The sequence below is a fragment of the Pseudomonas sp. LS1212 genome, assembly GCF_024741815.1.
Taxonomy (GTDB): domain Bacteria; phylum Pseudomonadota; class Gammaproteobacteria; order Pseudomonadales; family Pseudomonadaceae; genus Aquipseudomonas.
The window spans coordinates 1,069,166-1,096,156 of record NZ_CP102951.1; the positions used below are offsets into that span (position 1 = coordinate 1,069,166).

A 26,991-nucleotide genomic window follows, 5' to 3' on the forward strand; every position below is an offset into this window, starting at 1 on the left:
CGCCCCCTATCGTTCCTGACCTAAGGATGGAGTTTCCAACCTCGGCAGACTACTGTCATAAATGACAGGTTTTTGCCTGGAATACTACCGTTTGTCTGGAGTCAGGCAGGGCGTTTTGCGGGCCATCGCGGCCAGTCGCAATGCCCCCCAACCGCTCCCACACGGCATTGCTTCAGTCCTTGCGGCGCTTCAGCTGGTCGGTCAATTGCGTCGGCAGGCCCTTGATGATCAGGGTACCGGCTTGCTCGTCGTACTCGATCTTCGAACCGAGCAAATGCGCCTCGAAGCTGATCGACAAACCTTCGGCCCGCCCGGTGAAGCGGCGGAACTGGTTGAGCGTGCGCTTATCCGCCGGGATCTCCGGCGACAGCCCGTAATCCTTGTTGCGGATGTGATCGTAGAAGGCCCGTGGGCGGTCTTCGTCGATCAGGCCGGAGAGTTCTTCCAGGCCCACGGGTTCGCCCATTTTGGTCTGGCCGGTGGCGTAGTCGACCAGGGCCTGGGTTTTTTCGCGGGCGGCTTCTTCGGGCAGGTCTTCGCTTTCGACGAAGTCGCTGAAGGCCTTGAGCAGGGTGCGGGTTTCGCCCGGGCCGTCGACGCCTTCCTGGCAGCCGATGAAGTCGCGGAAGTATTCCGAGACCTTCTTGCCGTTCTTGCCCTTGATGAAAGAGATGTACTGCCTGGACTGCTTGTTGTTCTGCCACTCGGAGATGTTGATGCGCGCGGCCAGGTGCAACTGGCCCAGGTCCAGGTGGCGGGACGGGGTCACATCCAGCTCGGCGTTCACCGCCACGCCTTCGCTGTGGTGCAGCAGGGCGATGGCCAGGTAGTCGGTCATGCCTTGTTGGTAGTGGGCGAACAATACGTGGCCGCCCACTGACAGGTTGGACTCTTCCATCAACTTTTGCAGGTGTTCGACCGCCACGCGGCTGAACGCGGTGAAGTCCTTGCCGCCGTCCAGGTATTCCTTGAGCCAGCCGCTGAACGGGTGCGCGCCGGACTCGGCATGGAACAGCCCCCAGGCTTTACCCTGTTTGGCGTTGTAGCTGTCGTTGAGGTCGGCCAACAGGTTTTCGATGGCCGCAGACTCGGCCAGTTCCGAATCGCGGGCGTGCAGCACCGCAGGGGTGCCATCGGGTTTCTTGTCGATCAGGTGGACGATGCAATGACGGATCGGCATGGGCTTCTCGGCGTTCAAAAGGTGATGGCGGCCAGGACGCTTTGCCGCGCTGCAAAGTCGCCAAGTGTAACCCAGCTGGGCCTTTGGGCTGTGTGATGGTGTTACCGAAAGGGCGAGTTGGGCGGAAATTCGGTTATTTTTCGCTCAAAACCCTGATATTCCTGAGCAAATGGCCAGGTTATGGCGGATATTTATCTGTCTGTATGGTAGTTTTGCGCCCGTCTAGCGCCCTACAAAGGCGCATAGCTGGCAGGCCGCTGCTGTCGCGTCGAACCAAACGCGTTTTTTAGTATCTACATCCGCGATTGGCGTTGATGGCTGACGTAGCACTCTGCAATCCAACTGAATTTGATAGGGAAGGAACACCACCATGGCATTGACCAAAGACCAACTGATCGCCGATATCGCTGAAGCTATCGACGCGCCGAAAACCACCGCGCGCAATGCTCTCGAGCAGCTCGGCCAGATCGTTGCTGATCAACTGGAAAATGGCAGTGAAATCACTCTGCCAGGCATTGGCAAACTGAAAATCACTGAACGTCCTGCCCGTACTGGCCGCAACCCTTCGACTGGCGCTGCCATCGAAATCGCTGCAAAGAAAGTCGTAAAGTTCGTACCAGCCAAAGTGCTGACCGATGCTGTAAACAAGTAATTGTAAGCAGCTCCAAAAAACCGCGCCTGATTCACCTCGGGCGCGGTTTTTTTTATGCCTTCTGCGCCCAGCGCAGTTGCCGCCAGGTTTGTTGCTGCGTCTTGTCGAGGAAGGTCCAGGCGACGAAGCGGCTTTGTTTTTGCCCCTGACCCATCTCCACGACTCGGGTTTCCAGCGCCCCGGCCTTCTTCAGCGCAGCCTGGATGCCCGGCAGGTTGGAAGCCTTGGATACCAGGGTGCTGAACCAGAACACCTGTTGGCCCACCTGCGCGCTTTCATTGATCAATTGGCTGACAAAGCGGATCTCGCCGCCTTCGCACCACAGTTCGTTGCCCCGGCCGCCGAAATTCAGCACCGGCAACTTGCGCTTGGGGTCGGCCTTGCCCAGCGCCCGCCATTTGCGCTGGCTGCCACGGGTGGCTTCTTCCAGTGACGCATGGAAGGGTGGGTTGCACAGGGTCAGGTCGAAACGTTCGTCGCTTTGCAGCAGGCCGAGCAGGATGTGCTTGCGATTGGCTTGCTGACGCAGGCCGATAGCTTTGGCGAGCCCGTTGGCCTGGACGATGGCCTTGGCCGACGCCAGGGCAACAGGGTCGATATCCGAACCCAGGAATTGCCAGCGGTAATCGCTATGGCCGAGCAAGGGATAGACGCAGTTGGCGCCCACGCCCACGTCCAGCGCACGCACGCTGGCACCACGCGGGATCACGCCAGCGTTGCATTCGGCGAGCAGGTCGGCGAGAAAGTGCAGGTAATCGGCCCGGCCCGGAATTGGCGGGCACAGGTAATCGGCCGGGATATCCCAGTGGTTGATGCCGTACAAGGCCTTGAGCAGGGCACGGTTGAAGACCTTGACCGCCGCCGGGTTGGCGAAGTCGATGCTTTCCTTGCCGTAGGGGTTGAGGATCACGTACTGGCCCAGTTCCGGGCTGCTTTTGATCAGATGGGGGAAGTCGTAACGGCCTTGGTGGCGGTTGCGCGGGTGTAGGGTGGGTTTGTTGGGGGTGGTCATGGCGTGTGATGTGTCCGGTAGATCGCATCGCGGGCAAGCCCGCTCCCACAAAGAGCAAAGCCCGCTCCCACAAGGAATATACACCTCCTGTGGGAGCGGGCCGGGCGGCGATCCGCTTGCCCGCGATAGCGTTACTGAAGCTTGCGTAAATTACAGGCTAGCAATCCGCGCATGCTGCTCGGCCAGTTTGCCCAGGGCCTGTTCGGCCTCGGCCAGTTTGGCGCGTTCCTTGTCGATGACCTGTGGCGGCGCCTTGTCGACGAAGGCGGCGTTGGACAGCTTGCCGCCCACGCGTTGCACTTCGCCTTGCAGGCGCTGGATTTCCTTGTCCAGGCGGGCCAGTTCGGCGCCCTTGTCGATCAGCCCGGCCATTGGCACCAGCACTTCCATCTCACCGACCAGCGCAGTGGCGCTCAGCGGCGCTTCGGCGCCTTCGGCCAGCACGGTGATCGATTCGAGTTTGGCCAGTTTCTTGAGCAGCACTTCGTTTTCGCTCAGGCGACGCTGGTCTTCGCTGCCGGTGTTCTTGAGGAACAATTGCAGCGGCTTGCCCGGGCCGATGTTCATTTCGCCACGGATGTTGCGCACGCTCAGCATCAGGCCCTTGAGCCATTCGATGTCGTCTTCGGCGGCAGGATCGATGCGCTCTTCCACGGCCACTGGCCATGGCTGCAGCATGATGGTCTTGCCCGGAGTACCAGCCAGCGGCGCCAGGCGCTGCCAGATCTCTTCGGTGATGAACGGCATGAACGGATGCGCCAGGCGCAGGGCCACTTCCAGTACGCGCACCAGGGTGCGACGGGTGCCGCGCTGGCGCTCGATCGGCGCGTTCTCGTCCCACAGTACCGGTTTGGACAGCTCCAGGTACCAGTCGCAGTACTGGTTCCAGATGAACTCGTAGAGCGCCTGGGAGGCCAGGTCGAAACGGAACTGATCCAGTTGGCGGGTCACTTCGGCTTCGGTGCGCTGCAGCTGCGAGATGATCCAGCGGTCGGCCAGCGACAACTCGTAGGCTTCGCCGTTCTGGCCGCAATCTTCGCCTTTGTCCAACACGTAGCGGGCAGCGTTCCAGATCTTGTTGCAGAAGTTGCGGTAGCCTTCGACGCGGCCCATGTCGAACTTGATGTCGCGACCGGTCGAAGCCAGCGAGCAGAAGGTGAAACGCAGGGCGTCGGTGCCGTAGCTGGCGATGCCCTCGGCGAACTCCTGGCGGGTCTGCTTCTCGATCTTCTTGGCCAGTTGCGGCTGCATCATGCCGGTGGTGCGTTTCTGCACCAGGGCTTCGAGCTCGATGCCGTCGATGATGTCCAGCGGGTCCAGGACGTTGCCCTTGGACTTGGACATCTTCTGGCCCTGGCCATCACGTACCAGGCCATGCACGTAGACGGTCTTGAACGGTACCTGCGGGGTGCCGTCTTCGTTCTTCACCAGGTGCATGGTGAGCATGATCATCCGGGCGACCCAGAAGAAAATGATGTCGAAGCCGGTGACCAGCACGTCGGTGGAGTGGAAGGTCTTGAGGAAGTCGGTCTGCTGCGGCCAGCCCAGGGTGGAGAAGGTCCACAGGCCCGAGCTGAACCAGGTGTCGAGAACGTCGTTGTCCTGTTGCAGCGCGATGTCCGGGCCGAGGTTGTGCTTGGCACGCACTTCGGCTTCGTCGCGGCCGACGTAGACTTTGCCCGACTCGTCGTACCAGGCCGGAATCCGGTGGCCCCACCACAGCTGGCGGCTGATGCACCAGTCCTGAATGTCGCGCATCCAGGAGAAGTACATGTTTTCGTATTGCTTGGGCACGAAGGCGATGCGGCCATCTTCCACGGCGGCGATGGCAGGTTCTGCCAGCGGTTTGGTGGAGACGTACCACTGGTCGGTCAGCCACGGCTCGATGATGGTGCCGGAGCGGTCGCCTTTCGGCACTTTCAGGGCGTGGTCGTCGACGCTGACCAGCAGGCCGGCTTCTTCGAAGGCGGCAACGATCTCGCGGCGCGCCTGGAAGCGGTCCAGGCCAGCGTATTCGGCTGGCAGGGTGCCGTCGATCTCTTCATTGAGGCTGCCGTCGAGGTTGAACACATGGGCCGCAGGCAGCACGTTGGCATTCTTGTCGAAGATGTTGATCAGCGGCAGGTTGTGGCGCTTGCCGACTTCGTAGTCGTTGAAGTCGTGGGCCGGGGTGATCTTCACGCAGCCGGTGCCGAATTCCGGGTCGCAGTATTCGTCGGCGATGATCGGGATGCGGCGACCAACCAGTGGCAGTTCGACGAACTTGCCGATCAGGGCCTTGTAGCGCTCGTCTTCCGGGTTCACGGCCACGGCGGCGTCGCCGAGCATGGTTTCCGGGCGAGTGGTGGCGACGATCAGGTGGTCCTGGCCATCAGCGGTCTTGACGCCGTCGGCCAGCGGGTAGCGCAGGTTCCACAGGTGGCCTTTCTCGTCGTGGTTTTCCACTTCCAGGTCGGAGATCGCCGTGTGCAGCTTGGTGTCCCAGTTGACCAGGCGCTTGCCGCGGTAGATCAGGCCGTCTTCGTGCAGGCGCACGAAGGCTTCCTTGACCGCTTCCGACAGGCCGTCGTCCATGGTGAAGCGCTCGCGGCTCCAGTCCACGGACGAGCCCAGGCGGCGGATCTGCCGGCTGATGTCGCCACCGGACTGGTCCTTCCACTCCCAGACTTTCTCGAGGAATTTTTCCCGGCCCAGGTCGTGGCGGTTCTGGCCTTGCGCTTCGAGCTGGCGCTCGACCAGCATCTGCGTGGCGATACCGGCGTGGTCGGTGCCTGGCTGCCACAGGGTGTTGCGGCCCTGCATGCGGCGGAAACGGATCAGGGCGTCCATGATCGCGTTGTTGAAACCATGGCCCATGTGCAGGCTGCCGGTGACGTTCGGCGGCGGGATCATGATGGTGTACGAGTCGCCCGCGCCTTGCGGGGCGAAATAATTCTCGGACTCCCAGGTCTGGTACCAGGAAGTTTCAATGGCGTGCGGCTGGTAGGTCTTATCCATGCGCGGCGGGACCCTATGGCATTAATTCAGGAAAGCCGACAAGTATAACGGGGAAGAGGCGCGGGGCGTAGAGCGAGGTGATGGCAGGTGGGATAAATGTTGTGGCGACTGGCCCTATCGCCGGCAAGCCAGTTCCCACAGAGGTCTGCGGCGATCTCTGTGGGAGCTGGCTTGCCAGCGATGCGGCCTGAAAGGCCGCTTATTCCGGATACTGACTGAGCAACCACTCCATCCGCACATCCAGCCGCCGCTTGATCTCGTTCTCGATATGCGGCGCAAAATCGTCGATCACGTCCTGCATGATCAACTGTGCAGCAGCGCGCAGCTCGACATCCAGGTGCAGCAATGCTTCCTGGCGCTTGGCGATCGGGTCCGGCCGGGCTTCGACCTTGGGTTCGACCTTGGGCGGCGCAGGTGGAGGCGGTGGCGGCGTGACCACCGGTTCGTCGATCTGCTCGAACAACATGGGAATCTGGTCGCTACCCTCGACCGTTTCGGTCAACAGCGGCGGTTGCAATGTGTCATCGCCGAGCAGTTGGCGGATCGACTCGAGGTCGTCCAGCAGGTGCACGGACTTGGGGGATGCGTTTGGATTGTCCATCTTGAACTCAGAGTCGCTGTAGGCGGTGATCCTGCAGAGGATATCCCTGTTCACGGTAGAAACGGAAACTCTCCCGTGCTGCCTGACGGATAGCAGGGTCTTCGACGACCACTTCGGCCACGCGGGCAAAGTGCTTGAAGAAGGGCGGGATGCTCAGGCCCAGATTCACCAGCAGATCCTGATGCGACCCGGCATCGGGGCCGATGCCCAGGCCGATCACGGCATCCGGATCGTCTTCGGCGGCGCTGTGCGGGATGAAGCTCTCGCCCTTGAAACTCCAGAGGCGCGCATCGAGTTCGTCGCGCTGTGCGGCATCACTGCAGTGCAGGTAGACACGATGCCCCAGGCGCCAGGCTTTTTCAGTGAGCTTGCAGGCAAAATCCAGGCGCGCCTCGGGCGACGCACTGGGAAGAATGTAGAAATCGACTTTGGTCATATCCCTTCCGCGATCCGGCTGCGCTTCATGGTGGCGCAGCCGGTTCGATCAGTTTCAGGCGTTGGCGCGATCGAGCAGGTATTGGGTCAACAGCGGCACCGGACGACCGGTGGCACCCTTGTCCTTGCCGCCGCTGATCCAGGCCGTGCCGGCGATGTCCAGGTGCGCCCACTGGTAGTCCCTGGTGAAGCGCGACAGGAAGCAACCGGCGGTGATGGCGCCGCCCTTGGGCCCGCCGATGTTGGCGATGTCGGCGAACGGGCTGTCCAGCTGCTCCTGGTACTCGTCGAACAAAGGCAGCTGCCAGGCGCGGTCATCGGCACGCTTGCCGGCGCTTAGCAGTTGCTCGATCAGGTCGTCGTCGTTGCCCATCAGGCCCGTGGTATGGCCGCCCAAAGCGACCACGCAGGCGCCGGTCAGGGTGGCGATGTCGATCACGGCCTGGGGCTTGAAGCGCTCGGCGTAGGTCAGGGTATCGCACAGCACCAGGCGACCTTCGGCGTCGGTGTTGAGGATTTCCACGGTCTGGCCGCTCATGGTGCTGACGATGTCGCCGGGGCGCGTGGCATTACCGCTCGGCATGTTCTCGGCGCAGGCCAGCAGGCCCACCAGGTTGATCGGCAGTTGCAGTTCGAGCACCGCACGCAGTGTGCCCAGCACGCTGGCGGCACCGCACATGTCGTACTTCATTTCGTCCATGCCGGCGCCCGGCTTGAGGCTGATGCCGCCGGTGTCGAAGGTGATGCCCTTGCCGACCAGTACGACAGGTTTCTCGTTCTTTTTGCCGCCCTGGTAGTTCAGCACGATCAACCGTGGTGGTTGCTCGCTGCCCTGGCCTACGGCGAGGAAGGCGCCCATGCCCAGTTCCTTGAGCTTTTTCTCGTCGTGGACTTCCACCTTGAGGTTCTTTTGCCCCTTGCCCAGGTCCTTGGCCTGTTCGGCCAGGAAGCTTGGGTGGCACAGGTTCGGCGGCAGGTTGCCCAGGTCGCGGGTGAAACTCATGCCGATGGCGATGGCCTGGGCATGCTTGACCGCGCGCTCGACGTCGGCCTGGTTGGTTTTGCCGGTCAGCAGGGTGATTTTTTTCAGGGCGCGTTTTTCGGCTTTCTGGCTTTTGAAACGATCGAATACATATTCGCCGTCCAGCAGGGTCTCGGCCAACAGGCGGGCCTTGCCATAGGCATCACGGCCCTTGACGGTCAATTCGTCGAGCGCCAGCGCGGCATCGCCACCACCCAGGCTGTTGAGCACGTTCAATGCGGCGACGGCAAGCTTGCGCCAGGCACGGTCGCCCAGTTCGACATCCTTGCCGGTACCGATCAGCAGTACGCGCTCGGCCTTGAGGTTGGGCAGGCTGTGAAGCAGCAGGGTCTGGCCGGCCTTGCCGGCCAGGTCGCCACGCTTGAGTACGGCACTGATCGCGCCGCCGCTCAGTTCATCGAGTTTGCTGGCGGTGGCGCCCAGCTTGCGGCCTTCGCCGACTGCGACCACCAGGGTGGCGGCTTTCAACGTTTCTGCAGCTACGCTTTTTACAACCAATTCCATTTCCGGGTCCCCGAATGAACTGTCAGTTTTCGCATTGTCTATTAATGCGAGTGAAATGGCGGCGTGATAGCACGCCAGCGCGACAAAGCTGCCAGTTTGAGCCTTCCTTGCGGAGGCTGACAACCCTGCAATGTGGCCTGAAGCGCTGCCTTGAGAGTGCCAAGTGACAGGCACGTTCAATCACAGGATAATGCTCCAACTTTTTCGGTGGCTCGTGTTCACGCGCCGACAACTATTGTGGCTGCTATGTTTTCCTTGTTTGGCCGCCTGAGCCTGACAACCCTGGAGTGTCTGGTTTGATCGTTTTCCGTTATCTGTCCCGCGAGGTCCTGGTTACCTTGAGCGCTGTCAGCGCTGTATTGCTGGTAATCATCATGAGTGGGCGCTTCATCAAATACCTGGCCCAAGCAGCGCAAGGCGTGCTCGATCCGGGCGTGCTGTTCATGATCATGGGCTTTCGCCTGCCCGGTTTTCTGCAACTGATCCTGCCGCTGGGCCTGTTCCTCGGGATTCTGCTGGCATATGGACGGCTGTACCTGGAAAGCGAGATGACCGTGCTTTCGGCCACCGGCATGAGCCAGCGGCGGCTGTTGGCCTTTACCATGGCCCCGGCTGCGATCGTGGCCGTGCTGGTTGCCTGGCTGAGCTTGAGCCTGGCTCCGCAAGGGGTCGCGCAGGTGGCGCAGATCATCAACCAGCAGGACGCGCTGACCGAGTTCGACACGCTGGTGCCGGGGCGCTTCCAGAACCTGCGTGATGGCACGCGGGTGACCTACACCGAGCAGCTTTCCGAAGACCGCGGGCAGTTGGGTGGGGTGTTCATCTCCGAGAAGCGTATTTCCAAGGATAAAGGCAAGGATCGCGGCATTTCGGTGCTGGTCGCCGAGAAAGGTCGCCAGGAGTTGAGTGCCGACGGCAACCGCTACCTGATCCTGGAAAACGGCTACCGCTACGATGGCAACCCCGGCCAGGCCGATTACCGTGCCATCAAGTACGACACCTATGGCGTGTTGCTGCCCAAGCCTGAGGTCAGCGAAGACATCACCGACCGTGAAGCCATCCCCACGACGCAGTTGTTCGCCAGTGACGCACGCCGCGAACGCGCCGAGTTGCAATGGCGCCTGTCGTTGCCGCTGCTGGTCTTCATCGTGACCCTGATGGCGGTACCGCTGTCGCGAGTCAATCCGCGCCAGGGCCGTTTCCTCAAACTGCTGCCGGCAATTCTTCTGTACATGGCTTATCTGACAATGCTGATCGCTGCCCGTGGCGCGCTGGAAAAAGGCAAACTGCCGATTGAGTTGGGCCTGTGGTGGGTCCACGGTCTGTTCCTGGCCATCGGCCTGGGGTTGATGTACTGGGAGCCGATGCAGCTCAAGCGTGCCAGCCGTCGTGCGGAGGTGGCCCGTGGGTAAGCTCGATCGTTACATCGGCGAGAGCGTCTTCCTGGCGATCCTCGCCGTGCTCGGGGTCATCCTGGGCCTGGCCTCGCTGTTTGCCTTCATCGATGAGATGGGTGACGTCAGCGATTCCTACACCTTGTGGGATGCCAGCAGCTTCGTACTGCTGACCGCGCCGCGTCGCCTGTACGACATGCTGCCGATGGCCGGGCTGATCGGCTGCCTGATTGGCCTGGGCAACTTGGCCAGCCACAGTGAGCTGACCATCATGCGGGCGGCCGGGGTTTCGATCGGTCGCATCGTCTGGGCAGTGATGAAGCCGATGCTGGTGCTGATGCTGGTCGGGATCCTGATTGGCGAGTACCTGGCGCCGGTGAGCGAGAACAAGGCCCAGGCCGCGCGGTCGCTGGCGCAAGGCGGGGGCGAGGCGCAGACGGCCAAGCGGGGCTTGTGGCACCGCCAGGGTGACGAGTTCGTGCACATCAACACCGTGCAGCCCAATGGCCTGCTTTACGGTGTCACCCGCTATCGCTTCGACGGCGAGCGTCACCTGCTGACCTCCAGCTTCGCGCGCAAGGCCCAGTACGATACCGATCACTGGAACCTGACCGACGTGACGACCACCCACTTTCGCGGTGACAGCACTGAGGTCATCAAGGCCGCCGCGGAACGCTGGGAAGTGGCGCTGACGCCGCAATTGCTCAGCACGGTGGTATTGGCACCTGAATCCCTGTCGATCACCGGCTTGTGGAGCTATATCCATTACCTGTCCGACCAGGGCCTGAACAATGAGCGTTACTGGCTGGCGTTCTGGACCAAGGTCCTGCAGCCGTTGGTGACGGCAGCGCTGGTGTTGATGGCCATTTCCTTCATCTTCGGCCCGCTGCGCTCGGTGACGCTTGGCCAGCGCGTGTTTACCGGTGTGCTGGTGGGTTTCGTGTTCCGTATCGTCCAGGACCTGCTGGGGCCTTCGAGCCAGGTGTTCGGCTTTTCGCCGCTGCTGGCGGTGGTGATACCGGCGGGGGTTTGCGCGTTGGCCGGGGTCTGGTTGTTGCGCCGGGCGGGTTGATCCACATCGCGAGCGCTTCGCACTCGATCGCTGGCAAGCCAGCTCCCACAGGGATTCGACTGCACCTTTGTGGGAGCTGGCTTGCCAGCGATAGGGTCACCGCAATTATTTGGTTTTCTTAGGTATCCGCACCAGCTGGCTGTCGGAATAAATGTCATGCCAGCTGCGTTTCTGCTTGTCGATCAACACCCAGAAAAACCCCAGCCCCAGGCATAGCCACGAAGCGATGGCGACGACAAAACGCAGCAGGGCCTGCCACAGGCTGATGGCGGTGCCGTCGGCGTTCTGCACGCGGATACCCCACACCTGCATCCCCAGCGTCTGCCCGGCATGGGTCCAGAACTTGGCGAAGAAGCCGAACAGCACGAACAGCAGAATAGTCGACAGCAGCGGGTCGCCATCCAGGGCGCCGGCTTCAGACAGCTCGCGCAGGCGGGCTTCGCCGATGAAGGCCATCTGAATCAGTTTGTAGACCAGGGTGGTGACCATCAGCAGCGCGGTGCACAGCAAGAAGTCGTAGAACATCGCTGCCAGGCGACGGGGCAGGCCTGCGGCAGGGAAATCACCCTGTGGGTGCAAGAGGTGTTTCGGCATGACGAGGGAGCTCTCCGTGCGATCAAAAACGCCTATTCTACGGAATCGCAGGCACAAAAAAGCCCCTGCTGCTGTCAGCAGGGGCTTTTTTGTGGGGACGAATCAGCCTTCGGCTTGAACTTCGTCAGCTTGCATGCCTTTCTGGCCTTGCACAGCTACGAAAGTCACTTTCTGACCTTCTTTCAGGCTCTTGAAGCCGTTGCCCTGAATAGCGCGGAAATGCACGAACAGATCCGGACCGCTTTCTGGAGTGATAAAACCAAAACCTTTCTCGTCGTTAAACCACTTGACGGTACCGCTCTGACGTTGCGACATAGCTTATTTCCTTGAAACTTAGAATTAGTGACAGCTTCTTTCACATGAAAGAGTACTGGGCTGGGTTGCAGGAAAGTAAGAGACGCAGAACGGGTTGTAGCAAATCTTAGCTACTGCCCAGGTCACGAACCATAGCGACCCATGCAAACACAGTGGGGAAACTCTACGCCAACTTCGGGAGCAAAAACAAGCCCTGAAGACCGCTGGTTTTCTACCTTTTAGACCCCATTCGGATGTTTTTTTCAATGCTCATTCCGAATGGTTTTTTCGCCTGTTTTCGATTTTTATAAAACACTTTCGATAACGAATCGCGCAAACCTTTTCGTGGCGATGGCGTGAGAGCAAACGCGCTTCTCGTGCCACCGCCCAAGGCCGGTTTTCGGTGTCAGCCGCGGTAGTAACGCTGAGGCACGAACGGCATCTTGCTGACCTTCATGGCAACGCGCTTGCCACGCACCATGGCCCAGACCGGCGTGTCCAGTGCGGTATGCGCGGCGTCCAGGTAACCCATGGCCACGGGGCCTGTCAGGGTAGGCCCATAGCCGCCGCTGCAGACGTGGCCGATGACGTTGTCTTGCTCATCGACGATCTCGGCGCCTTCACGCACCGGCGTACGCTCCAGCGGCAACAGACCGACGCGCTTGCGGGCGACTCCGGCTTGTTGCTGGGCAAAGATTTTCTCGGCACCCGGGAAGCCGGCGGCACGTACGCCATCGGCACGCCGGGCCTTGGAAATGGCCCAGAGCAGGCTTGCCTCGATCGGGGTGGTCTCGTTATTCATGTCATGGCCATACAGGCACAGGCCGGCTTCCAGGCGCAGCGAGTCGCGAGCGCCGAGGCCGATCGGGGCGACTTCGGGTTCGGCGAGCAGACGACGGGCCAGGGCTTCGGCACTGGCGGCCGGTACGGAGATTTCAAAGCCGTCTTCGCCGGTGTAACCGGAGCGGCTGACATAGCAATCGACGCCCAGCAGCGGCACGCTGGCGAACTGCATGAACGTCATCTTCGCCACCTCAGGGGCCAGGCGCTCGAGCACCTTCACCGCGGCCGGCCCTTGCAGGGCGAGCAGGGCGCGTTCCTCGAACAGTGGCTGAACCTGGCACTGGTCGCCCAGGTGCTTGCGCAGGTGAGCCAGGTCCTGATCCTTGCAGGCGGCGTTGACCACCAGAAACAGTTCGTCGTTGCCCAGGTTGGCGACCATCAGGTCGTCGAGAATGCCGCCGTTTTCATTGGTGAACAGCGCATAGCGCTGCATGCCCACCGGCAGGTCGATGATATCGACCGGCACCAGGCTTTCCAGCGCCCTGGCGGCATTGGCGCCGACCAGGCGGATCTGGCCCATGTGCGACACATCGAACAAGCCGGCCTGCTCGCGGGTATGCAAGTGTTCTTTCATCACGCCCAGCGGGTACTGGACCGGCATGTCGTAGCCGGCAAAGGGCACCATGCGGGCCTCCAACTCCAGGTGCAGGGCATGCAGCGGGGTTTGCAGCAGTTGTTCGGTGGACATTCGTGACTCCTTGAAAGTTTGTTCGGGTGTCAGCATTCGATGATGTTGACGGCCAGACCGCCGCGGGCGGTCTCCTTGTATTTACTTTTCATGTCGGCGCCGGTCTGGCGCATGGTACGGATCACCTTGTCGAGGGAGACGTAGTGCTGACCGTCCCCGCGCAGGGCCATGCGCACCGCGTTGATGGCTTTCACCGAGCCCATGGCATTGCGCTCGATGCAGGGCACCTGGACCAGCCCGCCAATCGGGTCGCAGGTCAGCCCGAGGTTGTGTTCCATGCCGATTTCGGCGGCGTTTTCCACTTGCTGCACGGTCCCGCCGAGCACTTCGCACAAGCCACCGGCGGCCATCGAGCAGGCCACCCCGACTTCACCCTGGCAGCCGACTTCGGCGCCCGAGATCGAGGCGTTTTCCTTGTAGAGAATACCGATGGCCGCCGCCGTGAGCAGAAAGCGCACCACGCCGTCCTCGTTGGCGCCCGGGATAAAGCGCATGTAGTAATGCAGCACCGCCGGGATGATGCCGGCGGCGCCGTTGGTCGGTGCCGTCACCACGCGACCGCCGTTGGCGTTTTCTTCGTTGACGGCCAGGGCATACAAATTGACCCAGTCGAGCACTGACAACGCATCGCGCAGCGCGGCTTCGGGGTGTTCGCACAACTGCCGATGCAAGGCCGCTGCGCGTCGCTTGACCTTCAAGCCGCCGGGCAGAATCCCTTCATTGCGACAACCGGCTGCGACGCAGTCCTGCATCACTTGCCAGATCTTCAACAGGCCGGCGCGGGTTTCGGCTTCGGGGCGCCAGGCGCTCTCGTTGGCCAGCATCACCTGGCTGATGGACAGGCCATAGGTCGTGCAGTGGCCAAGCAGGTCCTTGGCACTCTTGAACGGAAAGGTCAGCGGGGTGCTGTCCTCGACGATGCGATCGGCGCCGGCGGCATCTTCATCGACCACGAAGCCACCGCCCACCGAGTAGTACTCGCGGCTTCTGATTTGCAGGCCGGGGGCGTCGAAGGCGCGGAAGATCATGCCATTGGGGTGGTAGGCCAAGGGCTTGCGGATCATCGCCAGGTGAAGCTTTTCGTTGAATTCGATGGTGTGTTCACCGAGCAGGTTCAAGCGCCCGCTGCTGCGGATTTCCTGCAGGCGTTCGGCGATGTTCTCGGTATTCACGGTATCCGGGTGTTCACCTTCAAGGCCCAGAAGTACGGCCTTATCGCTGCCGTGGCCCTTGCCGGTGGCGCCGAGCGAGCCGTAGAGCTCGACCTTGATGCAGGTGGTTGCGGCGAGCAGCCCTTCACGACGCAAACCTTCGACGAAGCGCACTGCTGCGCGCATCGGACCGACGGTATGGGAGCTGGAGGGGCCGATGCCGATTTTGAACAGGTCGAACACACTTAAAGACATGGTTGTTCTCCGGTTTCTTGTTTTGGCTACCGCTGCGCGGTAGATCGCTGGCAAGCCAGCTCCCACAAGGGATCTATGGTGCGACACAGTCCACTGTGGGAGCGGGCTTGCCCGCGATGACGGCCTACCAATCAATACAGTTTAGTAGCCCGTGAGCCTCAGACGTCCTGATAGCTCTCGATCGACGGGCAGGCGCAAACCAGATTACGGTCGCCAAACACGTTGTCGACGCGACCGACCGGTGGCCAGTACTTGCCTTCGACCAGGGACGCCAGCGGGAACACCGCCTGCTCGCGGCTGTAGGGGTGAGCCCACTCGCCGGCCAGTTCCGCTGCGGTGTGCGGGGCGTTCTTGAGCGGGTTGTCGTCCTTGTCCAGGGTGCCGTTCTCGACCGCGCGGATTTCTTCGCGGATACAGATCATCGCGTCGCAGAAGCGATCCAGTTCTTGCTTGGACTCACTTTCGGTCGGCTCGATCATCAGTGTGCCGGCGACCGGGAAGGACATGGTCGGGGCGTGGAAGCCGAAGTCGATCAGGCGCTTGGCCACGTCGTCGACGCTGATGCCGCTGCTGTCCTTGAGCGGGCGCAGGTCGAGGATGCATTCGTGCGCAACCAGGCCGTTGCTGCCCGAGTACAGAACCGGGAAGTGCTCTTCCAGACGGCGGGCAATGTAGTTGGCGTTGAGGATCGCCAGTTGCGAGGCACGCTTGAGACCTTCGCCGCCCATCATGCGGATGTACATCCAGGTGATCGGCAGGATGCTGGCGCTGCCGAATGGTGCTGCACAGACCGCGCCTTCCTTGCGCTCCATGTGGCCGTGGCCAGGCAGGAACGGTGCCAGGTGCGATTTGACGCCGATCGGGCCGACGCCCGGGCCGCCACCGCCGTGTGGGATGCAGAAGGTCTTGTGCAGGTTCAGGTGCGAAACGTCGCCGCCGAACTTGCCCGGTGCGCAGAGGCCGACCATGGCGTTCATGTTGGCGCCGTCGATGTACACCTGGCCGCCGTTGTCATGGATGATCGCGCAGATTTCGCGGATGCCTTCCTCGAACACGCCATGGGTCGACGGGTAGGTGATCATCAGCGCGGCGAGGTGTTCGCGGTGCTCGATGGCCTTGGCGCGCAGGTCTTCGATGTCGACGTTGCCACGGGCGTCGCAGGCGGTGACCACCACGCGCATACCGGCCATGTGCGCGGTTGCCGGGTTGGTGCCGTGGGCCGAAGACGGGATCAGGCAGATGTCGCGGCGATCATCGCCACGGCTCTGGTGGTAGGCACGGATCGCCAGCAAACCGGCGTACTCGCCCTGGGAGCCGGCGTTGGGCTGCAGGGACACGGCGTCATAGCCGGTAGCAGCGCAGAGCATCGCTTCCAGTTCGTCGGTCAGCAGCTGATAGCCCTTGCTCTGTTCGGCCGGAGCGAAGGGGTGCAGGTTGCCGAATTCGGCCCAGGTCACCGGGATCATTTCGCTGGCGGCGTTGAGCTTCATGGTGCACGAGCCCAGCGGGATCATGGTGCGGTCCAGGGCCAGGTCCTTGTCGGCCAGGCGACGCAGGTAGCGCATCAGCTCGGTTTCGGAGTGATAACGGTTGAATACCGGGTGGCTGAGAATGGCCGAACCACGCACCAGCGTTTGCGGAATACGCGATTCAACGCTGGCGGCCAGGGCGGCGAAGTCAGGCATTGCCTGACCTGCGCTTGCAAACAACTGCCACAGGGCTTCGACATCGGCCTGACGGCTGGTTTCGTCCAGGGACAGGCCCAGGCGTTGGGCGTCGATCTCACGCAGGTTGAGCTGTTGGTCACGAGCCTTGACGTGCAGGGCGGCGGTGGCGCTGCCGGTGCTCAGGGTCAGGGTGTCGAAGAAGTGTTCCTGCTCGACGGTCACGCCCAGGGCGACCAGGCCCTTGGCCAGGATCGCGGTCAGCTGGTGGGTGCGCCGGGCAATCTGCTGCAGGCCCTGCGGACCGTGATACACCGCGTACATGCTGGCGATGTTGGCCAGCAGGACCTGCGCGGTGCAGATGTTGCTGGTGGCCTTTTCGCGGCGGATATGTTGTTCGCGGGTCTGCATGGCCAGGCGGTAGGCCGGCTTGCCGAAGCGGTCGATGGATACGCCGACCAGACGGCCCGGCATATCGCGCTTGAACGCATCGCGGGTGGAGAAATAGGCCGCATGCGGGCCACCGAAGCCCAGTGGCACGCCGAAACGCTGGGCGCTGCCGATGGCGACGTCGGCACCGAATTCGCCGGGCGGGGTCAGCAGGGTCAGGGCCAGCAGGTCGGCGGCAACCGCCACCAGGGCGTTGGCCGCGTGGAAGCGCTCGACCAGCTCGCGGTAGTCGAACAGATCGCCGTTGCTGGCCGGGTATTGCAGCAGGGCGCCGAAGAAAGCGCTGACGTCGGTCAGTTTACGCTCGTCGCCGACCACGATCTCAATGCCCAGTGGCTCGGCGCGGGTGCGCAGTACATCCAGGGTTTGCGGGTGGCAATGGCTGGAGGCGAAAAAGGCGTGGCTGCCCTTGTTCTTGCTCAGGCGCTTGCAGAAGGTCATGGCTTCGGCAGCGGCGGTGGCTTCGTCGAGCAAGGAAGCGTTGGCGATCGGCAGGCCGGTCAGGTCGCTGATCAGGGTTTGGAAGTTGAGCAGCGCTTCCAGGCGACCCTGGGAAATTTCTGGCTGGTACGGGGTGTAGGCGGTGTACCAGGCCGGATTTTCCAGCAGGTTGCGCAGGATCGGCGCCGGGGTGTGGGTGTTGTAGTAACCCTGGCCTATGTAGGTCTTGAACAGCTGGTTCTGGCTGGCGATGGCCTTGATGGCCGCCAGGGCATCGGCTTCGCTCTGGCCGGCCGGCATGTCGAGCACGCTGGTGCCCTTGATGCTGTCCGGGATCACGCTGGCGCTCAGTGCTTCGAGGGAATCGAAGCCCAGGGTAGTGAGCATGGCTTGTTCATCGGCCTGACGTGGGCCGATGTGGCGGGCGATGAATTCGTTGTCGGTGCTGAGGTTGATCTGGTTGGTCATGGCAGTTCCTCAGGCGTCGGCGTTGGCTTTGATCAGACGGTCGTAGGCGTCTTGATCGAGCAGTTGGGCTACGGCGGCGGCGTCTGCCGGGATGAAGCGGAAGAACCAGCCTTCGCCCAGCGGGTCTTCGTTGACCAGTTCAGGGCTGCTATCGAGAGCGGGGTTGATTTCAACCACTTCCCCGTCCAAAGGCATGTAGACGCCGCTGGCAGCTTTGACAGATTCAACGGTCGCTGCTTCAGCGCCCTTGTCATAGTTTTGAAGCTCCGGGAGCTGCACGAAAACCACATCGCCCAACGCGTTTTGCGCAAAAGCGGTGATGCCGACCGTCACGCTGCCATCCGCTTCGGCACGCAGCCATTCGTGGTCTTCAGTAAAACGCAACTCGCTCATGGAAATTCCTCGGGGGGACAGGGTTGTCCGGTGGACGCGATTGAATGCTCATGCTGGGCAGAGCTTGAATGAGGAAGGCAATAGCAAAAACACGGCCACATTTAATTTTTATTATAAAAATCAATAAGTTAGCTATTTTTAAAAAGAATGGGCAGCCGAATGCTGTAGCGAAATCGCTACAGTTCGATGAAGGGAAAAAAAGCCTAAGAGGATCAAAGCCTTGCAGAGCGTGTCCCGGCACCGGCTGTAGCGAAATCATTACGCTGTAGCGCTTTCAGTACGGTTACAGGTCGCTTTTACGACTTGTTGGGGATGCCGTATTTGCGCAAGCGATGGGCAATGGCGGTATGCGAGGTCTGCAGGCGGCTGGCGAGTTGCCGGGTAGAGGGGTAATTGACGTACAGCTTTTCCAGCAGCGCTTTCTCGTAATCTTCCATGGCCTGCTCCAGGCTGTCGACTTCAGCGTCGTGCTGGCGAGCCACGGACGTGCCGGCAATATCCAGGTCGCCAATGTCCACCAGGCTGCTTTCGCTGATGGCGGCGGCGCGGAAGATCACGTTCTGCAACTGCCGCACGTTGCCGGGCCAGCGGCTGCCCAGCAATGCCGGGTAGGTCCCTGGAGCGAGCCGGCAAACCGGCCGCTGGATCTGGGTGCAGGCCTGCTGCATGAAGTAGCGCGCCAGCAGCAGAATGTCCTGGCCGCGCTCGCGCAGTGGCGGCACTTCCAGGTTGAGGACGTTCAGGCGGTAGAAAAGATCTTCGCGAAAGGTGCCTTCGCTGACCATTTTCTCAAGGTCCCGGTGGGTGGCACTGAGGATGCGGACGTTGACCTTGACCTCGCGATCACCGCCCACCCGACGAAAGCTGCCGTCATTGAGAAAGCGCAACAGCTTGGCCTGCAGGTAAGGTGACATTTCGCCGATTTCATCCAGGAACACCGTGCCCTGGTTGGCCAGCTCCATCAGCCCGGGCTTGCCGCCGCGTTGCGCGCCGGTAAAGGCACCGGGGGCATAGCCGAACAGTTCGCTCTCGGCCAGGTTCTCCGGCAGCGCCGCGCAGTTGAGTGCGAGAAAGGGAGCGCTGTGACGGCTGCTGATTGCATGACAGGCGCGTGCCACCAGTTCCTTGCCGGTACCGGTCTCGCCGTGGATCAATAACGGCGCATCCAGTGTTGCAACCCGCTGGGCCCGCGCCTTGAGGGTGCGGATTGGCGGCGAGTCGCCAAGCAGGGCGTCGAAACCTTCGGCGTGGTCGTGGTGCAGGGCGGACAGGCGCTCACCGATCCGGTTCGGTTGATACAGCGTCAACAACGCGCCGGCATTGGTGATGGGCGTGGCGTCCAGCAGCAAGGTCTGGCCATTGAGGACGATCTCGCGCATGGGCAGGCGAAAACCGTGTTCGAGCAGGGCACCGAGCAGGTCGGGGTCGGCGAACAATTGGTTGACCGACTCTCCGTCAGGCTCACGGCCATACAGGGCGACCAGCGCCGGGTTGGCCAGCAACACATGGCCGGCGCTGTCCAGGGCCAGTACCGGGTCGGTCATGGCGGCCAGCAGGGCATCGAGCTGCAGGTGGCGACGCTGGCCGGGCAGGATGTCGACCACGGTGACCGCTTGTACGCCATGCACGCTGAACAGGGCGTCACGCAGTTCTTCGAGCACCTGAGGGCTCAGGGTCGGCGCATCGATATAAACGTTGGGCGGCACCATTTCCACCGCATCCAGGTTGAGATTGCGGGCGCCGAGCAGGGCGAGCACTTCCTGGGTGATGCCGACGCGGTCGATGAAGCTGACGTGGATACGCATGGGGTGCTAAGGGGTTCTGGATAGCAGGGGCGGCAAGTATGCCTTGGTGGAGGGGGTTTGGTGAAATTTGCCGGGTGTACACGTTCTGTAGCCGCTGCCGCAGGCTGCGCTCGGCCGCGAAGCGGTCGTAAAACCTGCCACCGCGATTACGACCGCTACGCGGCCGAGCGCAGCCTGCGGCAGCGGCTACAGAACGGGGTTTATTCGAGATGCTCGGGCTTGACCGGGTCGCCGGACTTGACGTCCAGCTGCGCGCGTACATCTTCGAACATCTCGTCGTAGTACTTGTGCATCGAGCCAATGCTGGCGGTCTTGGGCAAGCCATATTTTTGCGCGATGCGTGTGGCGTGGCGAGCGAAGTCGAAGGCCTGGTCCTTGGGCAGGAAAAAGTCTTCATTCACGTCTTTGCCCTCGATCGTGCCGTGCAGGGTGAAGAGCATGCCCTGGCCTTCCTTCGGATCCTGCTCGACCTTGTAGTCGATATTCAGGTCGTAGCTGTGGTCGTCCTTGTTCAGTGCGTGGCGCTCGATATGCAAATGACCGGGTTCGAACTTGGCCATGAGTGGACTCCTCTGGAATATTGAAACGGGCGGGCCACATGGCCCGCCCAACTGCAATCAACGGTAGCTGATTCCAGCCTTGGCAGTACTGACCCGGGTACCAGCGGTACCTTTGACAATGTCCTCGATGTCGGCCAGCGAGCCAATCACCGCGACCTTCCCGGCATTACGGGCGAAATCGCAGGCGGCCTGGACCTTGGGTCCCATGGAACCGGCGGCAAAGCCCAGGCGTTCCAGTTCATCGGGGTGGGCCTGGGCGATGGCTTTCTGGGTCGGTTTGCCCCAGTCGATGAACGCCGCGTTGACGTCGGTGGCGATCACCAGCAGGTCGGCATCCAATTGTTCGGCCAGCAGGGCCGAGCACAGGTCCTTGTCGATCACCGCTTCAATGCCCTGGAGTTTTCCATCGGCCCCGTACATGGTCGGGATACCGCCACCACCGGCACAGATTACGATACTGCTTTTTTCCAGCAGCCATTTGATCGGGCGGATTTCGAAGATGCGCTTGGGTTTCGGGCTGGCGACCACGCGACGGAACTTGTCGCCGTCGGGGGCGATGCTCCAGCCTTTTTCCTTGGCCAGTCGTTCGGCGTCCTCTTTGGAATAGACCGGGCCAATAGGCTTGGAAGGCTTCTGGAACGCCGGGTCATTGGCGTCCACTTCGACTTGGGTCAGCAGGGTGGCGAAGGGCACTTCGAAAGCCAGCAGGTTGCCCAGTTCCTGTTCGATCATGTAGCCGATCATGCCCTCGGTTTCCGCACCGAGGACGTCGAGGGGGTAGGGCGTCACTGAGGTGTAGGCCGCTGCCTGCAACGACAACAGACCCACCTGCGGGCCATTGCCGTGGGCGATGACCAGTTCATTGCCCGGGTGAATCCTGGCGATCTGCTCGGTGGCGATGCGGATATTGGCGCGCTGATTGTCCGCGGTCATGGGCTCGCCACGACGCAGCAGGGCGTTACCGCCCAATGCAACAACGATACGCATGGTGCATTCCTTCTACAAAAGAGGGGACGAACACTTCCTGGGTTGACTGTCTCTTGTGGGAGCGGGCTTGCCCGCGATGCAAGCGACGCGGTGTGTCAGGTCCGCCGCCTCGCTGGCAAGCCAGCTCCCACAGGGTCACAGGGTTACAGGGTTCAGTCAGGAGCATTCAGTCCAGTCAGGCTCGTTACAGATCAGCCAGGGTCGACACCAGGATCGCCTTGATGGTGTGCATGCGGTTTTCCGCTTGCTCGAAGGCGATACAGGCTGGCGACTCGAACACGTCGTCGGTCACTTCAATACCGTTTTTCAGGTTGGGATACTGCTCGGCGATCTGTTTGCCGACCTTGGTGTCGCAGTTGTGGAAGGCCGGCAGGCAGTGCATGAACTTGGTACGCGGGTTGCCGGTGGCTTTCATCAGCTCGGCATTGACCTGGTAGGGCAGCAGTTGCTGGATGCGTTCGGCCCAGGCTTCGACGGGCTCGCCCATCGAGACCCACACGTCGGTGTGGATGAAGTCGACGCCCTTGACCGCAGCTTTCGGGTCTTCGGTCAGGGTGATGCGTGCACCGCTTTCCTCTGCGTATTTTTTGCAGCGAGCCACCAGGTCGTCGTGGGGCCAGAGGGCCTTGGGCGCGCAAATACGCACGTCCATGCCCAGCTTGGCGCCCACCAGCAGCAGCGAGTTACCCATATTGTTGCGGGCATCGCCCAGGTAGGCGTAGCTGATTTCGTGGATCGGTTTGTCGGCGTGCTCACGCATGGTCAGGACGTCGGCGATCATCTGGGTCGGGTGATATTCGTCGGTCAGGCCGTTGAACACCGGGACACCGGCAAACTTGGCCAGTTCTTCGACGATTTCCTGCTTGAAGCCACGGTATTCGATGGCGTCGTACATGCGCCCGAGCACCCGGGCGGTATCCTTCATGCTTTCCTTGTGGCCGATCTGCGAGGAGTTCGGGTCGATGTAAGTGACGTTGGCGCCCTGGTCATAGGCGGCCACTTCGAAGGCGCAACGGGTGCGGGTAGAGGTTTTTTCAAAGATCAGCGCAATGTTGTTGCCCTTGAGGTGTTGCTGTTCGGTGCCGGTGTACTTGGCGCGCTTGAGGTCGCGCGACAGGTCGAGCAGGTAACGCAATTCGCGAGGGGTGTGGTGTTCCAGGCTCAGCAAACTACGGTTGTGGATGTTGAACGCCATGATGGATCTCCTTGCCCGACACTGTGAAAGCTACTGCGCTTGGAAATACTGCGTTAAAAACAGGCTCGGAATGCTCATTTACAACCAGTAAACTCCGCTTCCTCGCCTGTTTTTGCCTTGTCTTTCCTGCGCTCGCTACGCTTTCACAGCGTCGGGTCGTAGTAAGTCAAAAGTTAATTAATAGTCGATCGGGTCGCGGATGATCGGGCAGGTCATGCAGTGACCGCCGCCGCGACCCCGGCCCAGTTCGCCGGCGCTGATGGTGATGACTTCGATGCCGGCCTTGCGCAGCAGGGTATTGGTGGAGGTGTTGCGGTCATAGCCGATCACCACGCCTGGCTCCACGGCCACCACGTTGTTGCCGTCGTCCCACTGTTCACGCTCGGCGGCGAAGGCGTTGCCGCCGGTTTCCACGACGCGCAGTTTTTTCAGGTTCAGTGCAGCGGCCACGGTGTCGATGAAGTTGGTTTTTTCGCGGCGGATATCGATGCCATGGGGTTTGCTTTCATCGGGGCGCAGGGTGAAGGCGACGATCTGGCTCACCACTTCCGGGAATACCGTGACCAGGTCGCGGTCGCAGAAGCTGAATACGGTGTCCAGGTGCATCGCGGCGCGGGATTTTGGCAGGCCGGCGACGATGACGCGCTCGACCGCCTTGTGCCTGAACAGGTTCTGCGCCAGTTGGCCGATGGCCTGGTGCGAGGTGCGCTCGCCCATGCCGATCAGGACTACACCGTTGCCGATCGGCATGACGTCGCCGCCTTCAAGGGTGGCGGCGCCGTGATCCTTGTCCGGGTCGCCGTACCAGACCTGGAAGTCGGCGTTGGTGAATTGCGGGTGGAACTTGTAGATGGCGCTGGTCAACAGGGTTTCCTGGCGACGGGCTGGCCAGTACATGGGGTTCAGGGTCACGCCACCGTAGATCCAGCAGGTGGTGTCACGGGTGAACTGGGTATTGGGCAACGGTGGCAGGATGAAGCTGGAGTGGCCGAGGAAGTCGCGGAACATTTTGATGGTCTCGCCACCGAAAGAATCGGGCAGATCATCGGCTGCCACACCGCCAATCAGGAACTCGGCAATCTTGCGCGGCTCCAGGCTGCGCAACCAGGCGCTGACTTCCTGCACCAGGCCGATACCCACCTGGTTCGGGGTGACCTTGCGTTCCAGGATCCAGTCCAGTGCTTCGGGCTGGGCAACGATGTCCGTTAACAGGTTGTGCATTTCCACCACCTCGATGCCACGCTCGCGCATCTTGGTGACGAAGTCGAAGTGATCGCGCTTGGCCTGGGCGACCCAGAGTACATCGTCGAACAGCAATTCATCGCAGTTGTTCGGGGTCAGGCGCTGGTGCGACAGGCCAGGAGAGCAAACCATCACTTTACGAAGTTTGCCGGCTTCGGAATGCACGCCGTATTTAACTTTTTCCGTGGACATTTCTGATTTCCTCCAAAGATTCAAAGACGGGTGTTACAGCGTTAAAAAGCCGTCATACAGGCCATAGGCCGCGACCAGCGCGCCAACGACCACAGCGGCAAATATCAATTTCTCCACGTTGGTAAAAATCGGTTGGCCGAGCTCGCGTTTGGCTTTGGCGAAGAGGATCGCGCCAGGGGCATAGAGCAGGGCGGACAAAAGCAGGTATTTGACCCCGCCGGCATAGATCAGCCAGATCGCGTAGATTAGGGCGATAGCGCCGATGAACAGGTCTTTCTTGCGTTCGGCCAGGGCTTGCTCGTAGGTCTCGGCACGCACCGCGAGCAGGAAGGCATAAGCCGCCGACCACAGGTAAGGCACCAGGATCATTGAGGTGGCGAGGTAGATCAGCGACAGGTAGGTACTGGCCGAGAACAGGGTGATGATCAGGAAGATCTGCACCATGGCGTTGGTCAGCCACAGGGCGTTGACCGGTACCTGGTTGGCGTTTTCCTTGCGCAGGAATTGCGGCATGGTGTGGTCTTTGGCGGCGGCGAACATGATCTCTGCACATAGCAGTACCCATGACAGCAGCGCACCGACCAGCGAGATGATCAAGCCGACGCTGATCAGCACGGCCCCCCAGTGGCCGACCACATGCTCAAGCACGGCCGCCATCGACGGGTTCTGCAGCTTGGCCAGTTCCGGCTGGGTCATGATGCCCAGCGAGAGCACGTTGACCAGCACCAGGAACAGCAAGACGGTGATGAAGCCGATCACGGTGGCCTTGCCGACGTCCGAGCGTTTTTCGGCGCGTGCCGAGAAGATGCTCGCGCCTTCGATCCCGATGAACACCCAGACGGTCACCAGCATCATGTTGCGCACCTGGTTCATCACGCTGCCCAGGTCGGGGTTTTTAAGGCCCCAGATGTCGGCGGTGAAGATATCCAGCTTGAATGCGAACAGGGCGATCAGAACGAAAAGAGCCAGCGGTACGACCTTGGCCACGGTGGTGACCAGGTTGATGAAGGCCGCCTCCTTGATCCCGCGCAGCACCAGGAAGTGTACGGCCCAGAGCAGCACCGAAGCGCCGATGATGGCCGCCACGGTATTGCCTTCGCCGAAGATCGGGAAGAAATACCCCAGGGTACTGAACAGCAGGACGAAGTAGCCGACGTTGCCCAGCCAGGCGCTGATCCAATAGCCCCAGGCCGACGAAAAACCCATGTAATCGCCGAACCCGGCCTTGGCGTAGGCATATACCCCGCCATCAAGGTCGGGTTTGCGATTGGCCAGGGTCTGGAACACGAAAGCGAGGGTCAACATACCAATAGCGGTAATGCCCCAACCGATGAGAACAGCCCCGACGTCAGCACTGGCGGCCATGTTTTGCGGCAGCGAAAAAATCCCGCCGCCAATCATCGAACCCACTACCAGGGCGACTAATGCGCCAAGCCGTAGTTTTTCGGGAGATTCCGACATTGCGATACTCCATCCAGGAGAAGTGAGGCATCAGAATAAGTCGTGTGGATAACTCAATTGCTGACTTGGATCAGTTCTGTGCGATATTCCGTTTTGAATGTAATAACTGAAAGTATTGCGCTGTAATGACAGCAGGGGCGCGACAATCCTTGTGCGCTGGTCCCTCCATGTGCTTTTAGAGCTTTCACTCATAGGCTGCGATCTTTGAAGCTAGTCCCTTTTTTGGGAATCGCCAATTTTTTGAGAAAAATTCTTGTTGGGCTGAAAGAGTTATATCTAACTCACTGTTTAGTTCGTGCCTAATAGACGGGCTAGTTATGAGGCATTGACCAATCAGGGATATTTATAATAAACGCCAGTCGTCGATTAGATGTATTCGCCAGTGCGACATGACATTCCAAAAACATGGACTTGTGGGGGCAGGACATGTCCGAACAAGGACAGAAAAAACTCAGTGCGCAGACCAAAAGGATCGGCCCTCCGAATGGAGGGCCATTCCACAATAATTGTGTGCGTCAGGTCAAACCCTGAACTGATCCATCAGCTTCATTTGCCGCGATGACAGGGCGTTGAGCTGGCTGCTCACCTGGGCCGATTCGGCGGCCTGGCCAGTCAAGGTTTCGGTGACGCTGCGGATGGCCGAGACATTGCGGTTGACCTCTTCGGCCACCGCACTTTGTTGCTCGGCGGCACTGGCGATCTGCAGGTTCATGTCGCTGATCACCGTTACCGCTTCACTGATCCGGTCCAGTGCCTGCACCGCTTGATGGATCTGGCCGGCATTGCTCTGAGCCTTGGCATGGCTCGAATGCATGGTGGCAACCACGCCACGGGTGTTGTTCTGGATCCGCTCGATCACCAGGCGAATTTCCTCCACCGAGTCCTGGGTGCGTTTGGCCAGGTTGCGCACTTCATCGGCCACCACCGCGAAGCCGCGTCCGCTTTCACCGGCGCGGGCGGCCTCGATGGCAGCGTTGAGGGCCAGCAGGTTGGTTTGCTCGGCAATGCTGCGGATCACTTCCAGCACCGAACCGATCTGCTCGCTGTTGACCGCCAGCGCCTCGACTTCGCCGACGGCCTTGCTGACTTCATTGGCCAGCAATGTGATGTCGTGGGTACTGCGCTCGATGATGGCCATCCCGTCCTTGGCCGATTGATCTGCGCCACGGGCGGCGGTGGCAGCGCTCGATGCACTGTTGGCGACATCATGGGCGGTGGCGCTCATCTCGTTGGAAGCGGTCGCTACCTGATCGATCTCACGGAACTGGATCTGCATGCCATCGCTGGTCTGGCGGGCGATTTCCGAAGACTGGTCGGCGGTCGCCTGCGCTTCGGTGATGCTCTTCTTGATCTGGGCGATGATCGGTTGCAGCTTGTCCAGGAAGCGGTTGAACCAGCTGACCAGTTCACCCAATTCGT

General features: G+C 61.0%; 22 protein-coding genes. 3 read left to right on the forward strand and 19 right to left on the reverse strand.

Features of this window, described 5'->3' with window-relative positions; translation table 11 throughout:
• Positions 1 to 172: 172 nt before the first annotated feature.
• On the reverse strand, positions 173 to 1,180 hold the full coding sequence (gene yejK / locus NVV94_RS04870; RefSeq protein ID WP_258446106.1) for a nucleoid-associated protein YejK: 1,008 nt from the start codon (positions 1,178 to 1,180) through the stop codon (positions 173 to 175).
• Positions 1,181 to 1,550: 370 nt separating this feature from the next.
• Here yejK and NVV94_RS04875 point away from each other — a divergent pair, with 370 nt between their 5' ends.
• Positions 1,551 to 1,832, forward strand: coding sequence for an HU family DNA-binding protein (locus tag NVV94_RS04875; protein ID WP_009398256.1), 282 nt, complete (start codon positions 1,551 to 1,553; stop codon positions 1,830 to 1,832).
• Positions 1,833 to 1,884: 52 nt separating this feature from the next.
• Here NVV94_RS04875 and rlmF read toward each other — a convergent pair whose 3' ends face one another.
• The 5 genes from rlmF to NVV94_RS04900 form a co-directional block, all read right to left on the reverse strand.
• Entirely contained in the window at positions 1,885 to 2,844 is a 960-nt protein-coding gene (gene rlmF / locus NVV94_RS04880; RefSeq protein WP_258446107.1) for a 23S rRNA (adenine(1618)-N(6))-methyltransferase RlmF, read from the reverse strand.
• A 150-nt stretch (positions 2,845 to 2,994) separates the two neighbouring features.
• On the reverse strand, positions 2,995 to 5,841 hold the full coding sequence (locus tag NVV94_RS04885; protein WP_258446108.1) for a valine--tRNA ligase: 2,847 nt from the start codon (positions 5,839 to 5,841) through the stop codon (positions 2,995 to 2,997).
• Positions 5,842 to 6,040: 199 nt separating this feature from the next.
• Positions 6,041 to 6,442: a DNA polymerase III subunit chi gene (locus NVV94_RS04890; RefSeq protein ID WP_258446109.1), complete on the reverse strand. Its 402-nt coding sequence runs from the start codon at positions 6,440 to 6,442 to the stop codon at positions 6,041 to 6,043.
• A gap of 7 nt (positions 6,443 to 6,449) precedes the next feature.
• The gene (locus tag NVV94_RS04895) at positions 6,450 to 6,878 is read right to left on the reverse strand and encodes a DNA polymerase III subunit chi (protein WP_258446110.1); all 429 of its coding nucleotides are present in this window, start codon (positions 6,876 to 6,878) and stop codon (positions 6,450 to 6,452) included.
• 54 nt (positions 6,879 to 6,932) lie between these two features.
• Positions 6,933 to 8,423, reverse strand: coding sequence for a leucyl aminopeptidase (locus NVV94_RS04900; protein ID WP_258446111.1), 1,491 nt, complete (start codon positions 8,421 to 8,423; stop codon positions 6,933 to 6,935).
• Between the two features lie 296 nt (positions 8,424 to 8,719).
• On the opposite strand from NVV94_RS04900, the gene lptF reads away from it, so the two are divergent.
• Positions 8,720 to 9,835 (forward strand): LPS export ABC transporter permease LptF, encoded by a 1,116-nt coding sequence (lptF, locus tag NVV94_RS04905; RefSeq protein WP_258446112.1) that lies wholly within the window; start codon positions 8,720 to 8,722, stop codon positions 9,833 to 9,835.
• Positions 9,828 to 10,889, forward strand: coding sequence for an LPS export ABC transporter permease LptG (gene lptG, locus NVV94_RS04910; protein WP_258446114.1), 1,062 nt, complete (start codon positions 9,828 to 9,830; stop codon positions 10,887 to 10,889). The genes lptF and lptG overlap by 8 nt, the downstream gene beginning before the upstream one ends.
• Positions 10,890 to 10,994: 105 nt before the next feature.
• Here lptG and NVV94_RS04915 read toward each other — a convergent pair whose 3' ends face one another.
• From NVV94_RS04915 to NVV94_RS26810, 13 genes are all read right to left on the reverse strand, one after another.
• The gene (locus NVV94_RS04915; protein WP_258446115.1) at positions 10,995 to 11,483 is read right to left on the reverse strand and encodes an RDD family protein; all 489 of its coding nucleotides are present in this window, start codon (positions 11,481 to 11,483) and stop codon (positions 10,995 to 10,997) included.
• A 102-nt stretch (positions 11,484 to 11,585) separates the two neighbouring features.
• Positions 11,586 to 11,798, reverse strand: coding sequence for a cold-shock protein (locus tag NVV94_RS04920; RefSeq protein WP_007934683.1), 213 nt, complete (start codon positions 11,796 to 11,798; stop codon positions 11,586 to 11,588).
• A 385-nt stretch (positions 11,799 to 12,183) separates the two neighbouring features.
• On the reverse strand, positions 12,184 to 13,308 hold the full coding sequence (gene gcvT, locus NVV94_RS04925) for a glycine cleavage system aminomethyltransferase GcvT (RefSeq protein WP_258446116.1): 1,125 nt from the start codon (positions 13,306 to 13,308) through the stop codon (positions 12,184 to 12,186).
• Between the two features lie 29 nt (positions 13,309 to 13,337).
• The gene (locus NVV94_RS04930; RefSeq protein ID WP_258446117.1) at positions 13,338 to 14,714 is read right to left on the reverse strand and encodes an L-serine ammonia-lyase; all 1,377 of its coding nucleotides are present in this window, start codon (positions 14,712 to 14,714) and stop codon (positions 13,338 to 13,340) included.
• A 158-nt stretch (positions 14,715 to 14,872) separates the two neighbouring features.
• On the reverse strand, positions 14,873 to 17,737 hold the full coding sequence (gene gcvP / locus NVV94_RS04935; protein ID WP_258446118.1) for an aminomethyl-transferring glycine dehydrogenase: 2,865 nt from the start codon (positions 17,735 to 17,737) through the stop codon (positions 14,873 to 14,875).
• Between the two features lie 9 nt (positions 17,738 to 17,746).
• Entirely contained in the window at positions 17,747 to 18,130 is a 384-nt protein-coding gene (gene gcvH / locus NVV94_RS04940) for a glycine cleavage system protein GcvH (RefSeq protein WP_258446119.1), read from the reverse strand.
• Positions 18,131 to 18,426: 296 nt separating this feature from the next.
• Entirely contained in the window at positions 18,427 to 19,935 is a 1,509-nt protein-coding gene (locus NVV94_RS04945) for a sigma-54-dependent transcriptional regulator (protein WP_258446120.1), read from the reverse strand.
• A 200-nt stretch (positions 19,936 to 20,135) separates the two neighbouring features.
• Positions 20,136 to 20,495, reverse strand: coding sequence for a DUF5064 family protein (locus NVV94_RS04950; protein ID WP_258446121.1), 360 nt, complete (start codon positions 20,493 to 20,495; stop codon positions 20,136 to 20,138).
• 57 nt (positions 20,496 to 20,552) lie between these two features.
• Positions 20,553 to 21,482, reverse strand: coding sequence for a carbamate kinase (gene arcC, locus NVV94_RS04955; RefSeq protein WP_258446122.1), 930 nt, complete (start codon positions 21,480 to 21,482; stop codon positions 20,553 to 20,555).
• 184 nt (positions 21,483 to 21,666) lie between these two features.
• On the reverse strand, positions 21,667 to 22,677 hold the full coding sequence (locus NVV94_RS04960; protein ID WP_258446123.1) for an ornithine carbamoyltransferase: 1,011 nt from the start codon (positions 22,675 to 22,677) through the stop codon (positions 21,667 to 21,669).
• A gap of 177 nt (positions 22,678 to 22,854) precedes the next feature.
• Positions 22,855 to 24,111 carry an arginine deiminase gene (gene arcA, locus NVV94_RS04965; protein ID WP_258446124.1) on the reverse strand — a complete coding sequence of 419 codons (1,257 nt, stop codon included), beginning with the start codon at positions 24,109 to 24,111 and terminating at the stop codon, positions 22,855 to 22,857.
• Positions 24,112 to 24,144: 33 nt separating this feature from the next.
• Positions 24,145 to 25,572 carry an arginine-ornithine antiporter gene (gene arcD / locus NVV94_RS04970; protein WP_258446125.1) on the reverse strand — a complete coding sequence of 476 codons (1,428 nt, stop codon included), beginning with the start codon at positions 25,570 to 25,572 and terminating at the stop codon, positions 24,145 to 24,147.
• Positions 25,573 to 26,092: 520 nt separating this feature from the next.
• Positions 26,093 to 26,848 (reverse strand): methyl-accepting chemotaxis protein, encoded by a 756-nt coding sequence (locus NVV94_RS26810; RefSeq protein ID WP_408733479.1) that lies wholly within the window; start codon positions 26,846 to 26,848, stop codon positions 26,093 to 26,095.
• Positions 26,849 to 26,991 lie beyond the last annotated feature (143 nt).